Below are 12,392 nucleotides of genomic sequence, written 5' to 3'. Positions count from 1 at the left end.
AAAGCGCTCGGGGGCGTGAGATCAGGCCCCCGGGGCCACGAAGGTCCGGCCGGTCAGGCGCTCATACGCCTCCACGTACCGGGCGCGCGTCTTCTCCACGACGTCGGCCGGCAGCGACGGCGGCGCCTCGCCCGACGCCTTGTCCCACCCGGAGGCCGGACTCGTCAGCCAGTCGCGGACGAACTGCTTGTCGAAGCTGGCCTGGGCGCGGCCGGGCTCGTAGTCCTCGGCGTCCCAGAAGCGGGAGGAGTCGGGGGTGAGCACCTCGTCCCCGAGCACCAGCTCCCCCGTCGGGTCGACACCGAACTCCACCTTCGTGTCGGCCAGGATGATCCCGGCCTCGCGGGCGATTGCCTCGGCGCGCGTGTACACGGCCAGGGTCGCGTCCCGCAGCGCCGCGGCCACGTCCTCGCCCACCCGCTCGACGGTCTGCTCGTACGTGATGTTCTCGTCGTGCTCGCCGACCTCCGCCTTGGCCGAGGGGGTGAAGACCGCCGGCTCGAGCCGGGACCCGTCCACGAGACCCTCCGGCAGCGGGATGCCGGTCACCGTCCCGTGCTCGCGGTACTCGGCCAGCCCGGAGCCGGTCACGTAGCCGCGCGCGATGCACTCGATGGGGTGCATGGCCAGCCGCTTCACCACCATCGCGCGCCCGGCCACGGCCTCCGGCACGTCGGTGGACACCACATGGTGGGCGACGGCGTCCTCGCCCTCGGCGAGCCTCTCGAACCACCACAGGCTCAGCTGGGTCAGCACGGCGCCCTTGTCCGGGATCGGCGGCTCGAGCACGTGGTCGTAGGCGCTGATCCGGTCCGAGGCCACCACCAGCAGGGTCTCCGACTCCCCCGGTGCGGCGTCGGCCGGCTCATAGAGGTCGCGGACCTTGCCGGAGTAGACGTGCCGCCAGCCGGGCAGGTCGAGCGCCTGCGCGCCGGCGAACCCGCCCCTCGCGACGCCCTGGCCCGTCCCACCGGTCCCGCCCGCACGCGCGGGCACGGCGATCTCTCCGCGCTCGGCCTTGAGCGCGATGTCCGTGCGGTGCTGGGCGCCGTCGAACCGGATGCACTCGGCGCCGGCATAGGCCCGGGCCCGCGCCTGCGCCAGGTCCTCCCCCCGCCCGACGACGGCGAGCACCCGTCCGCCGGCCGTCACCAGATTTCCATCCTCGGTCCGGGCGATGCCGGCGTGGAGCACGTCCACGCCCTCGAGGGCCAGCGCGTCCTCGACGCCGGTGATCACGTCGCCGGACGAGGACGTCGCGGGGTACCCGGCGGAGGCCAGCACCACGTCCACGGCGACGTCGTCGCTCCAGTCCAGGGCGCGGTCCGCGCCGAGGCGGCCTGCGGCGGCGTCGGCCAGCAGCCCGCCGAGCGGGGTCTCCAGGCGGGCGAGGACGGCCTGCGTCTCGGGGTCGCCGAAGCGCACGTTGAACTCGATGACCTCGGGGCCCTTCGCGGTGACGGCCAGGCCGATGAACAGCACGCCCGTGAACGGCGTCCCCCGGCGGGCCATCTCGGCGAGCACGGGCCGGGCCACGCGGTCCATGACCTCGTCCACGAAGCCCGCCGGCAGCCACTCCAGCGGGGTGTAGGCGCCCATGCCGCCCGTGTTGGGGCCGGCGTCGCCGTCGTGGATGCGCTTGAAGTCCTGAGCGGGGGTCAGCGGGACGGCGTCCGTGCCGTCACAGAGCACGAAGAGGGAGACCTCGGGGCCGTCGAGGAAGTCCTCCACCACCACGGCGCCGCCGGCGGCGAAGCACGCCGCGGCGTGCGCCAGCGCCTCGGCCCGATCCGAGGTGACCACCACGCCCTTGCCGGCGGCCAGGCCGTCGTCCTTGACCACGTGCGGGGCACCGAACTCGGCGAAGGCGGCCTCCGCCTCGGCCTGCGTGGTGCACACGCGCGCACCCGCGGTCGGCACACCGGCGGCCGTCATGACCTCCTTGGCGAACGCCTTCGACGCCTCCAGCTGGGCCGCGGCGCGCGACGGACCGAACACCGCGATCCCGGCCTCGCGCAGCGCGTCGGCCACGCCGGCGGCCAGGGGGTCCTCCGGGCCGACGACCACGAGGTCCACCGCCAGGCGGCCGGCCAGGGCGACGACGGCGTCGGCGTCCGTGGCGACCACCGGGTGGAGGGTCGCCGCGTCCGCCATGCCGGCGTTGCCGGGGGCCGCGTGGAGCTCGCGGACCTGGGGATCACGGGAGAGGGCGCGCAGCAGCGCGTGTTCGCGGCCGCCGTTGCCGAGCACGAGGATCTTCACGCCCCCAGCCTACGGCGCGCCCGGACGCCCTAGGGTGGAGGTCATGACCCTGCCTCCCCTCCACCACGGACGCGACGACGCCGGCCGCCGCGGTGCCGGCGGTCCCGGACACGGGCTCCGCTCGGTCTACACGTTCGTCGGCGTGACGTTCGTGTGCGCGCTGATCGGTTTCTGGACCCTGCGGCTGTTCGGCGTCGGCAGGGGCGACCTCGCCCTGGGATGGGCCCTGGCCATCGTGGCGGGCGCCGCGGTCGCGGCCGCCGTGATCATCCGGGCGGTCCGCCGGCGCTGACCCGCCCCGGGCGCACGCCCGGCGCGCCCGGGTCCGACACCGACCACCTCAGCGGATGATCCGGCGCTCCCGCGCTGCGTGCACCGCCTCGGTGCGGGTGCCCACGCCGAGCTTCTGGAAGATGTGCACCAGGTGCGTCTTCACGGTGGCCTCGGAGAGGAACAGGGCGCGCGCGGCCTCCCGGTTGGTGTCCCCGCGGGCGATCAGCTCGAGCAGCTCGATCTCCCGCCCGCTCAGGGCCTGGGCCGCGCCGACCCCGGTGCTGCGCCCGATCAGCCGCTCGGCCACCTCGGGCGCGAGCGCCGGTCGCCCGGCCACCGCGCGGTGCACCGCCGCTGCGATCTCCTCCGCGGGGGCGTCCTTGAGCAGATAGCCGGCAGCGCCGGCGTCGAGGGCGGCGAGGATGTCCGCCTCGGTGTCGAACGTGGTGAGGATCAGCACGGGCACGTGCGGGTGGGCCGCGCGCATCCGACGCGTGGCGGTCACCCCGTCCATCCCCTCGCCCATCTGCAGGTCCATCAGCACGGCGTCCACCCCGGCCGGATCCGCGGCCAGGGCGGCGGCGCCGTCCCCGGCCTCGGCCACCACGGTCAGCTCCGGGTCCGCCTCGAGCACGGCGCGCACGCCCGCCCGCACCACCGGGTGGTCGTCCACCAGCATCACGCGCACGCTCATGGGCGGCTCCTCTCCACGTCCGATCCGCTCTGCGCGTTCCCCCCGCCGGCGCGGCCCAGCGGCACGCGCACGGCCACCACGGTCCCCTCGCCGGGGGCGCTCTCCACGCTCACCTCGCCGCCGACGCCGGCCACGCGCTCGCGCAGCCCCGCCAGCCCGACGCCGGTCCCACCCGCCGTACTGGTGCACCCCACGGCGCCCGCGCCGCTCGGGACCGCGGCCGCCGCCGGGTCGACGCCCACGCCGTCGTCGGCCACGTCGAGGGCGACCTCCCCGTCCAGCCACGTCAGGGTGACCCGGCAGCGACGTGCGCGGGCGTGCTGGGCCACGTTGGCCAGGGAGGACTGGGCGGCGCGCACGAGTGCGGTCTCGACGGCCTCCCCGACGGGCACGGGCTCGCCCACCACGGTGAGCTCGGCGTCCACGGGCTCCCCCACCGCCTGCTGGCGGGCGCGGAAGCCCCGCACCGCCGACGCCAGCGCCGTGGCCAGCGGGTGCTCGGCGACGGCCGGATCGCCCCCGTCGGGTCCCGGGGCCGGCCCCGCCGCGCGGAGCCCGCGCACGAAGGCGCGTGACTCGGCCAGGTTCTCGGCCGCCGTCGCCCGCACGGTCTCCAGGCGCTCGTCCGCGAGGGCGACGTCCCCGGCGCGGACGGCGTCCTGGGCGGCGCGGGAGATCAGCACGATCGAGGCCAGGCCCTGCGTCAGGGTGTCGTGGATCTCGCGGGAGAGCCGTTCCCGCTCGGCGAGGACGCCGGCGTGCCGCTCGGACTCGGCGAGCTCGGCGCGGGTGGCCCGCAGGTCCTCGGCCACGGCCCGCTGGTGGGCGGCGTCGGCCAGGAGGACCCGGTAGGCCAGGTTCATCACCACGGCGACCCCCGCGCCGATCACCGGCCCGAGCACCGCGCCGGGGGACGGCGCCCCCGTCCGCAGGAGCCCGGCGCCCACGACGACGCCGGTCACCGCCGCGACGAGCGCCACCGCGAGCGCGGGGCGGCGGAGCAGGACCCCGACCACGTGCAGACACACGAAGAAGAGGGGGAACGCGAGCCAGGTGAAGTCCGCATGGTGGAGCACCAGCAGGGCCCAGAGCGCCAGGACGGCGGCGAGCCAGCCGAGGGCCGCACCGGCGCCCGGGGCGCGGCCGGCGGACCAGAGCCGGCGCTCGCGCACGGTCCCGGCCAGGTACACGGCGGCCAGCACCACGGTGAGGCCCCCGAGCAGGGGCGCGGAGCCCGGGGCGGGCGGGGCGCCGTCGCCGCCTGTCAGCGCGCGGGCGAGGCCCAGGGTCAGGAGCCCGGCGAAGGAGACGTGCAGCACCACCCGGAGCGCGGCGAGCAGGGCGGGCGTGTCCAGGCGGGCGCTGCGGGGCGGGGGGGCGGCATGCATGACGCCAGCGTAGGCGGCGCGCAGCTCCACCGAGACCCTCGTTTTCGTGGACGGAATCGGGCGAATGGGTGCTTTCGAGCGCGAAACAGGGCCTATTCCGCGCCCGAAAACGCGGGGGGCGGGCCGCAGGGACGGCAGGGCCGGATCAACCGATCGGTTGACCGGGGACCCTCCACGGCGGGCGATCCGCGTGCGACACCCCGGCGGGAGGCTGGAGGTATCACGCACACCCCCTCCGAGAAGAACGGATCCCACCCCATGTTCCTCGCCCTGCGCGACCTGCGGTTCGCCACCGGTCGCTTCAGCCTCATGGGCGCCGTCGTCGCGCTCATCACCGTCCTGCTCGTGATGCTCTCCGGCCTCACCGCGGGCCTGGGCCACGAGAACACCGCCGCCCTGGACGAGCTCGGGGCGCGCGGCACGGACCGCATCGTGTTCGGCGGAGCCGCCGGCCAGGACCCGACCGCCTCCTTCACCCAGGCCGAGCTCACCGCCGCCCAGCGCGAGGCGTGGGCCGGCACGGACGGCGTCGAGCGGGTCGAGCCGCTCGGGGTGTCCCAGGGGCGGCTGACCGGCCGGGACGGGGAGGAGGTCGCCGGCGTCGCCTCCGCCGCCTTCCTCGGCCTGGACCCGGGCGCCCCGCAGGCCCCGGCCGGCCTGCGCGACGGCGAGCTCGTGCTCTCCCGCACCCTGGCCGACCAGGCGGGGGTCGGCTCCGGTGGCCGGGTCGAGTCCGGTGGCCGCATGTACACGGTGGCCGGCGTCGTCGACGACTCCTGGTACTCCCACACGCCCGTCGCCTGGTCGACGGCGACCGACTGGCGCGCGCTGTCCCACACCGCCGACCCGGACGTGCTGGGCACCGCGGCCCTCGTGACCCTGGCCCCCGGCGCGGACGCGGACGCCGTCACCGCCGCGGGCGACGCCGCCGCCCGCACCGTGGCCGCGGACGTGAAGGGCGCGTATGCCGCCCTGCCCGCGTACTCCTCGGAGCACGGCTCGCTGACGATGATGCAGGGGTTCCTATACGGGATCTCGGCGCTCGTGGTGGTGGCGTTCCTGTCCATCTGGACCATCCAGCGCACCCGTGAGATCGCGGTGCTCAAGGCGCTCGGCGGCTCCACCGGCTGGGTGCTGCGCGACGCGCTCCTCCAGGGCGGGATCGTCCTCGCGCTCGGCGTGGCGCTCGGCACCGGTGTGGCGATGGCCGCCGGGGCGTTCGCCGCCCGCGCCGTGCCATTCGTCCTCGACGCCACCACCACCGTCCTGCCCGCCCTCGGCGTGCTCACCCTCGGCCTCGCCGGCTCGGCGCTGGCCGTGGCCCGCGTGACCCGCATCGACCCCCTGATCGCCCTCGGAGGCAACTGACATGACCGTGACCGTCCACACCCCTGACCTCTCCGCCTACCGCCGCCCGCACGGTGCCGCCCGGCCCGACGCCCCCGCCCTGTCCGTCCGGGACCTGGTGCTGGAGTACCCCGACGGCGAGGGGCGCACCCTGCGCGCCCTCGACGAGGTCTCGCTGGACCTCGCCGCCGGCACGTTCACCGCGCTGATCGGCCCGTCCGGCTCCGGCAAGTCCTCCCTGCTGGCCGTGGCCGCCGGGCTGGTCTCCCCCACCTCCGGCACCGTCCACGTGGCCGGCACCGAGCTCACGGCCCTGTCCCGCGCGGCCCGCACCCGGCTGCGCGGCGAGCGGATCGGCGTCGTCTTCCAGCAGCCCAACCTGCTGCCCTCCCTCACGGCCCGTGAGCAGCTGGAGCTGACGGTCCGTCTGGACCCGCGCGCCACCCGCGCGGACCGCCGCGCCGCCCGGGACCGCGCGCAGGAGATGCTCGAGCGCGTGGACCTCGGCCGGCAGGCGGACCAGCGCCCGCATCAGCTCTCGGGCGGTCAGCGCCAGCGCGTGAACATCGTGCGCGCCCTCATGGGCTCCCCCGCCCTGCTGCTGGTGGACGAGCCCACCTCCGCGCTGGACCGCGAGCGCTCGGCCGCCGTCGTCCACCTGCTAGGACGGCTGACCCGCGAGGAGGGCGCGGCGACGCTCATGGTGACCCACGACGTCGAGTTCCTCGACGCCGTGGACCGGACGCTGACCATGGTGGACGGTCGCCTGAGCTGATCGGCGAGGTCAGCCCCGGAACGAGGTGACGTCGCTGGGCGCCTCGCCCGCGGCCACCGCGGCCCACGTGCGGCGCAGGTAGGCGCGGTCCTTCGCGAGGTCCCCGCGGCGCGCCATGTCGTCGCGCCGGTGCGGGGTGCGCAGGTGGTAGGCGCCCACGGAGAGGTCGACGACGGCGACCAGCCGCCCCGAGGCGCGGTGGAAGAAGTCCCGGTGGTCCATCATCCGCACGCCCTCGTCCCAGCCGATCCGGCGCAGGGGCGCGGTGCGGGCCACGTAGTTCTGGGCCACCATGAGCCGCACCGGCAGGCCGTCGATCACCTCGCCGTGCTCCCGCAGGGGCTCGAGGGAGCCCTCGGTCATGCGCCGCGTCCCGACGTCCGCGACGCGCCGCTCCGGCAGGTTCATCAGCCCCATCCCCACGATGTCCACCTCGGGGTTGCGCCGCAGGTCGTCGAGCACGGGGCCCAGGCGGGTGACGCGGGAGAACACGTGGTCGTCGTCGGTGATCAGGGTGAACTCGGTGTCCACCGCGGCCAGGCCGCGGTTGCGGCCCACGGCCACGCCCGAGTCGTAGGGCAGGGCGATCACGTCCACGCGCCCGTCCGGGGGCGTCAGGGGTTCCGGGGAGTCGTCCACGACGACGATCCGCCCGTCGAACACGGTCCGCGCCGAGCGCAGGAACCGCCGGCACACGTCCGGGCGCAGGAACGTCTTGACCACGATCGTGAGGTGCTCGGCGACGTCGGCGCGCTCGGCGGGCGTGGGGGCGGGGACGAACACGCGGTCCCGCGCGGTGAGGACGGCGAGCTCGGTGTGCGCGAGGAGCGTGTGCCCGGCGCGGAGCGGGGCCCCGGCGGGGTGGGCCATGGCCCGTGTGAGGGTCCGCTTCAGCCGGGGTCGCAGGCTCATGGGGCCGACGCCAACAGGGTCCGGCCCCTCCCTAGGATGGTCGGCATGACCTCCCCCGCCGCCCCCGCCGGCCAGACCTTCGCCCTCGCCGACGCCGTCGAGCTCGTCCACGTGGTCCGCAACGGGTTCGTGGAGTCCCGCACGGCGGGCGCCGCCGTCGTCACGGGCCCGGACGGCGCCGTGCTGGCCGCGCTCGGGCCCGTGGACGCGCCGGTCTACCCGCGCTCCACGCTCAAGCCGTTCCAGGCGATCGCCGCACTGCGGCACGGCGCGCGGCTGGAGGGCGAGGCGCTGGCCATCGCGTGCGGCTCCCACCGCGGCACGGTGCGCCACCAGGAGCTCGCCGCGCGCATGCTCGCCGACGCCGGCCTGGACGCCTCCGCCCTGCAGTGCCCCCCGGACTGGCCGGCCGACGCGGACGAGCTCGTCCGGTACGCGGCCGAGGCGGGCTCGGAGGCCCGCCGGACCCCGCTGGCCTACAACTGCTCGGGCAAGCACGCCGGCTTCCTCGCCGCGTGCGCGGCCGCGGGGCACGACGTCGGCACCTACCTGGACCCGCAGCACCCGGTCCAGCGTGAGGTGGAGGCCGTGATCGCCGAGTACTGCGGTGAGCCCGTGGCCCACACCGGCGTGGACGGCTGCGGCGCGCCGGCGGCGGTCGTGTCCCTGACCGGTCTGGCCCGCGGCATCGGCCGCGTCTCCGGCGCCCCCTCCCGCCCGGACGCGGAGCCGCACGCGGCCGCCGTCGCCGAGGCGATGCTCGCCCACCCGTGGGCCGTGCACGGCGAGACGAACTCGAACACCGTGGTGATGCGGGAACTGGGCCTGCTGGCCAAGCTGGGCGCGGACGGCGTCACGGTGATGGGCGCCCCGGACGGCACCGCCGTGGCCGTCAAGGCCCTCGACGGCGGCACACGCGCCGGCGACCTCGTGGCCCTCGCGCTGATGGGCCGGTTCGCCCCGGACCACGTGGACGCCGAGCGGCTCGCGGCCGTCGTGGGGCAGGTGCGCCCGAAGATCCTCGGCCGCGGCGATCCGGTGGGCTCCGTGGAGCTGTCCGCGGCCGTGCGCGCGGTGGTGGAGGCGTGACCACCGGCTCCGTCCCGAAGAGGCGCGTGCCGGTCACGGAGGGCCATGCGGCCCTGCTGACGTGGGCGCGCACGCACGCCGAGGACCCGGACGCCGCCGCGGCCCTGCCCCGCTCGACGCGCGCCACCGCGGTGCGCTTCGCCCTCGAGGAGCTGGCCACCCGCGCCCCCGGGAACTCGGTGGAGGTGCGGGTGCCGCCCTTCGGCGTCGCGCAGTGCATCCCGGGGCCGCGGCACACGCGCGGCACCCCGCCGAACGTGGTGGAGACGGACGCGGCCACGTGGCTGGCGCTCGCCACCGGGCTGCTCGCGTGGACGGATGCGCGAGCGGCCGGGCGGGTGTCCGCCTCCGGCACGCGTGCGGACGTCTCCGCGCACCTGCCGCTGGTGCGGCCGTGACCGGCGCGCCCGCCCGGCTCGATAGACTGGCCCCCATGACCTCCGGCCCCGAGCGCAGCCCCGTCCCGGCCCCCGACGAGCAGGAGTACACGCTCCGCCGTGCTCCCCGGCTCTCCGCCGCCGTACTGGTCTCGGTCCTGGCGGGCCTCCTCCTCGCCCTGATCGGCACCACCCTCGTCCATGCGGCCCCCAGGCCGCCGGTGGACCCGTACTCCGGGGCGCCCCTGAGCTTCGGATCCACGTTCGGCTACATGCTGGTGGCCGCCATGGCCGCGTGCATGCTGGTGGGGCTGCTCGTGTGGCTCCTGCTGGACCGCCGATCCCGCCGCACCGCGCGCACCGTGACCCTGCGTCGCACCGACGACCCCGCCCAGGCGGACGTCACCCTGCACCGCGCCGAGGCGGAGGCCCTGCGCCCCCGGCGCGACACGGACCCCTCCGATGGAAGGACCACCGAGCCGTGATCTCCGCTCGCACCCGCCGCGGCGACGGCCGCCTCACCGCCGCGCTCGACCCCCAGGACGCCGGCCCGCAGGACGAGTGCGGCGTCTTCGGGGTGTGGGCGCCGGGCGAGGACGTCGCCAAGCTGACCTACTACGGCCTCTACGCGCTGCAGCACCGCGGTCAGGAGTCCGCGGGCATCGCCGCCTCGGACGGCAAGCGGATCGCCGTGTACAAGGACATGGGCCTGGTCTCGCAGGTCTTCGACGAGCCCACCCTGTCCGCCCTGACCGGCCACATGGCCGTGGGCCACTGCCGCTACTCCACCACCGGCGTGAACAAGTGGGCCAACGCCCAGCCCACGCTCGGCGCCACCGCCGACGACGGCACGGTCGCCCTGGCGCACAACGGCAACCTCGTGAACTCCGCCGAGCTGCTGCGCATGGTGGAGTCCACGGACGGCGCCCACACCCGCGGCGAGATCAAGCAGGGCAACACCACGGACACCGCGCTCGTCACGGCCCTGCTGCACGGCGAGCCGGGCATCTCCGTGGAGGCGACCGCCCTGGAGCTGCTCCCGAAGGTCCGGGGAGCGTACTGCTTCGTGTTCATGACCGAGCACACCCTGTACGCGGCGCGGGACCCGCACGGCGTGCGCCCGCTGGTGCTGGGCCGCCTCGAGCGCGGCTGGGTGGTGGCCTCCGAGCAGGCCGCCCTGGCCACCGTGGGAGCCTCCTTCATCCGCGAGGTCGAGCCCGGCGAGATGATCGCGATCGACGAGGACGGGATCCGCTCGACCCGCTTCGCCGAGGAGCAGCCGGCCGGCTGCGTGTTCGAGTACGTCTACCTCGCCCGCCCGGACGCCGCGATCAACGGCCGCTCCGTGTACGAGTCCCGCGTGGAGATGGGCCGCCGGCTGGCGCAGGAGCACCCGGTGGAGGCCGACGTCGTGATCCCGGTCCCCGAGTCCGGCACACCCGCCGCCGTGGGCTACGCGGAGGCCTCGGGGCTGCCGTTCCGGCAGGGCTTCGTGAAGAACGCCTACGTGGGCCGCACCTTCATCCAGCCGTCGCAGACCCTGCGCCAGCTCGGCATCCGCCTCAAGCTCAACGTGCAGCCCAGCGTGGTGGCGGGCAGGCGCGTCGTCGTCGTGGACGACTCGATCGTGCGCGGCAACACGCAGCGGGCCATCGTGCGGATGCTCAAGGAGGCCGGCGCCGCCGAGGTGCACGTCAAGATTTCCTCCCCGCCCGTGAAGTGGCCCTGCTTCTACGGCATCGACTTCGCCACGCGCGCCGAGCTGATCGCCAACGGCGCCGGAGTGGCGGAGATCGCCTCCTCGATCGGCGCGGACTCGCTGGCGTACATCAGCGAGGAGGGCATGATCGCGGCCACCGAGCAGCCGCGCGAGCGCCTGTGCACGGCCTGCTTCACGGGCCGCTACCCCATCGAGCTCGTCGACGAGAAGGAGCGCGGCAAGGCCGTGCTCGAGACCGGCGCCCCCACCACCGCCGCCACCCCCGTGGTGGGCGAGGACGGGATCGTGACCACCGTGACGTCCACCGGCTGCGAGCCCGGCCCGGACGCCGAGGACGAGAAGCTGCTCACCGAGACGGACAGGACCCCGCTGTGACCGATGCCCAGAACACCGCCCAGCCCGCCGAGGCCGCCCCGGGCGGCGCCCCCATCACCTACGCCGCCGCCGGCGTGGACGTGGAGGCGGGCGACCGCGCCGTCGAGCTCATGAAGGACGCCGTGAAGGCGACGCACACCGCCGAGGTGCTGGGCGGCGTCGGGGGCTTCGCCGGCATGTGGGACGCCTCCGCGCTCACCGGGTGCCGGAAGCCGCTGCTGGCCACCTCCACGGACGGCGTGGGGACCAAGGTCGCGATCGCGCAGGCCATGGACAAGCACGACACCATCGGCCAGGACCTGGTCGGCATGGTCGTGGACGACATCGTGGTGGTCGGCGCGAAGCCCCTCTTCATGACCGACTACATCGCGTGCGGCAAGGTGGTCCCCGAGCGGATCGCGGACATCGTGCGAGGCGTGGCCGAGGGCTGCCGGCTCGCCGGGACCGCGCTGGTGGGCGGCGAGACCGCCGAGCACCCGGGCCTGCTGGGCGTGGACGAGTACGACGTCGCCGGCGCCGCCACCGGCGTGGTGGAGGCGGACCGTGTGCTCGGCGCCGAGCGGGTGCGCGCCGGGGACGTGGTGATCGGCATGGCCTCCTCCGGCATCCACTCCAACGGCTACTCGCTGGTGCGCCGCGTGGTCAACGCCGCCGGCTGGAGCTTCGACCGCGAGGTGGACGAGCTCGGCCGCACCCTCGGCGAGGAGCTCCTGGAGCCCACCCGCATCTACACGCGGGCCTGCCTGGACCTGATGGACGCCCTCAACGGGACGGACGGCGGCGATGACCTGCCGTTGCGCGGGTTCTCCCACGTGACCGGCGGCGGTCTCGCCGCGAACCTCGCGCGCGTGCTGCCGCAGGGCCTGATGGCCACCGTGGACCGCGGCACGTGGGCGCTGCCGCCCGTGTTCCAGCTCGTGGGGCAGCTCGGCCGGGTCCCGCAGGCCGACCTCGAGCGGACGCTCAACCTCGGCGTGGGCATGGTGGCGGTGGTGTCGGCGGACGCCGCGGACCGGGCCGTCGCCGCGATCGAGGCCGCCGGCATCCCGGCGTGGACCATGGGCTCGATCGGCGAGGTCACCGCGGGCGCCCAGGGCGCCGGCGAGGACTACGTGCAGGGCGCCAAGGGCGTCGACGGCGGCGCCGTCCTCATGCAGGGCGCCTACGCCTCCTGACGCCG

12 protein-coding genes are annotated in these 12,392 nt (G+C 75.7%); 8 read left to right on the top strand and 4 right to left on the bottom strand.

The features are described 5' to 3' along the window. Positions 1 to 21: 21 nt before the first annotated feature. A complete protein-coding gene (purD, locus tag BJ976_RS12155; RefSeq protein ID WP_135029800.1) occupies positions 22 to 2,262 on the bottom strand; it encodes a phosphoribosylamine--glycine ligase in 2,241 nt (746 codons plus the stop codon). A gap of 43 nt (positions 2,263 to 2,305) precedes the next feature. On the opposite strand from purD, the gene BJ976_RS01840 reads away from it, so the two are divergent. Next, the gene (locus BJ976_RS01840) at positions 2,306 to 2,554 is read left to right on the top strand and encodes a hypothetical protein (protein WP_135029802.1); all 249 of its coding nucleotides are present in this window, start codon (positions 2,306 to 2,308) and stop codon (positions 2,552 to 2,554) included. Positions 2,555 to 2,602: 48 nt separating this feature from the next. Here the strand turns inward: BJ976_RS01840 and BJ976_RS01835 are convergent, their stop codons facing one another. Together BJ976_RS01835 and BJ976_RS01830 are read right to left on the bottom strand one after the other, a co-directional pair. After that, complete coding sequence (locus tag BJ976_RS01835; RefSeq protein ID WP_135029804.1) at positions 2,603 to 3,229, bottom strand: response regulator; 627 nt, start codon at positions 3,227 to 3,229, stop codon at positions 2,603 to 2,605. After that, positions 3,226 to 4,617 carry a sensor histidine kinase gene (locus tag BJ976_RS01830; protein WP_135029806.1) on the bottom strand — a complete coding sequence of 464 codons (1,392 nt, stop codon included), beginning with the start codon at positions 4,615 to 4,617 and terminating at the stop codon, positions 3,226 to 3,228. The genes BJ976_RS01835 and BJ976_RS01830 overlap by 4 nt, the downstream gene beginning before the upstream one ends. 258 nt (positions 4,618 to 4,875) lie before the next feature. Here BJ976_RS01830 and BJ976_RS01825 point away from each other — a divergent pair, with 258 nt between their 5' ends. Both BJ976_RS01825 and BJ976_RS01820 read left to right on the top strand, forming a co-directional pair. Then, positions 4,876 to 5,985, top strand: a complete 1,110-nt coding sequence (locus tag BJ976_RS01825) for an ABC transporter permease (protein WP_135029808.1) — start codon at positions 4,876 to 4,878, stop codon at positions 5,983 to 5,985. Between the two features lies 1 nt (position 5,986). After that, positions 5,987 to 6,739, top strand: a complete 753-nt coding sequence (locus BJ976_RS01820) for an ABC transporter ATP-binding protein (protein WP_135029810.1) — start codon at positions 5,987 to 5,989, stop codon at positions 6,737 to 6,739. 9 nt (positions 6,740 to 6,748) lie between these two features. Here the strand turns inward: BJ976_RS01820 and BJ976_RS01815 are convergent, their stop codons facing one another. Continuing rightward, positions 6,749 to 7,651: a glycosyltransferase gene (locus tag BJ976_RS01815; protein ID WP_135029812.1), complete on the bottom strand. Its 903-nt coding sequence runs from the start codon at positions 7,649 to 7,651 to the stop codon at positions 6,749 to 6,751. 45 nt (positions 7,652 to 7,696) lie between these two features. Between BJ976_RS01815 and BJ976_RS01810 the strand changes: the two genes are divergently transcribed. The 5 genes from BJ976_RS01810 to purM are packed head-to-tail and all read left to right on the top strand — an operon-like array spanning position 7,697 to position 12,387. Then, positions 7,697 to 8,740, top strand: coding sequence for an asparaginase (locus BJ976_RS01810; protein ID WP_135029814.1), 1,044 nt, complete (start codon positions 7,697 to 7,699; stop codon positions 8,738 to 8,740). After that, positions 8,737 to 9,138: a sterol carrier family protein gene (locus tag BJ976_RS01805; protein WP_135029816.1), complete on the top strand. Its 402-nt coding sequence runs from the start codon at positions 8,737 to 8,739 to the stop codon at positions 9,136 to 9,138. The genes BJ976_RS01810 and BJ976_RS01805 overlap by 4 nt, the downstream gene beginning before the upstream one ends. Before the next feature lie 35 nt (positions 9,139 to 9,173). Beyond that, positions 9,174 to 9,602, top strand: coding sequence for a hypothetical protein (locus BJ976_RS01800; protein WP_135029818.1), 429 nt, complete (start codon positions 9,174 to 9,176; stop codon positions 9,600 to 9,602). Further along, on the top strand, positions 9,599 to 11,212 hold the full coding sequence (gene purF / locus BJ976_RS01795) for an amidophosphoribosyltransferase (RefSeq protein WP_135029820.1): 1,614 nt from the start codon (positions 9,599 to 9,601) through the stop codon (positions 11,210 to 11,212). Before BJ976_RS01800 ends, purF begins: the two co-directional genes overlap by 4 nt. Continuing rightward, positions 11,209 to 12,387, top strand: a complete 1,179-nt coding sequence (purM, locus tag BJ976_RS01790; protein ID WP_135029822.1) for a phosphoribosylformylglycinamidine cyclo-ligase — start codon at positions 11,209 to 11,211, stop codon at positions 12,385 to 12,387. The genes purF and purM overlap by 4 nt, the downstream gene beginning before the upstream one ends. Positions 12,388 to 12,392 lie beyond the last annotated feature (5 nt).

The sequence above is a fragment of the Micrococcus flavus genome (assembly GCF_014204815.1).
Classification (GTDB): domain Bacteria; phylum Actinomycetota; class Actinomycetes; order Actinomycetales; family Micrococcaceae; genus Micrococcus; species Micrococcus flavus.
The sequence above is the reverse complement of the archived record's forward strand: the minus strand, read 5'-3'. Positions and strand labels throughout refer to the sequence as shown.

Coding starts and splice junctions, on each gene's coding strand:
- BJ976_RS01840 (WP_135029802.1), top strand. CDS start 2,306: ATGACCCTGCCTCCCCTCCACCACGGACGCGACGACGCCGGCCGCCGC.
- BJ976_RS01820 (WP_135029810.1), top strand. CDS start 5,987: ATGACCGTGACCGTCCACACCCCTGACCTCTCCGCCTACCGCCGCCCG.
- BJ976_RS01810 (WP_135029814.1), top strand. CDS start 7,697: ATGACCTCCCCCGCCGCCCCCGCCGGCCAGACCTTCGCCCTCGCCGAC.
- BJ976_RS01815 (WP_135029812.1), bottom strand. CDS start 7,651: ATGAGCCTGCGACCCCGGCTGAAGCGGACCCTCACACGGGCCATGGCC.
- BJ976_RS01800 (WP_135029818.1), top strand. CDS start 9,174: ATGACCTCCGGCCCCGAGCGCAGCCCCGTCCCGGCCCCCGACGAGCAG.
- BJ976_RS01825 (WP_135029808.1), top strand. CDS start 4,876: ATGTTCCTCGCCCTGCGCGACCTGCGGTTCGCCACCGGTCGCTTCAGC.
- BJ976_RS01830 (WP_135029806.1), bottom strand. CDS start 4,617: ATGCATGCCGCCCCCCCGCCCCGCAGCGCCCGCCTGGACACGCCCGCC.
- BJ976_RS01835 (WP_135029804.1), bottom strand. CDS start 3,229: ATGAGCGTGCGCGTGATGCTGGTGGACGACCACCCGGTGGTGCGGGCG.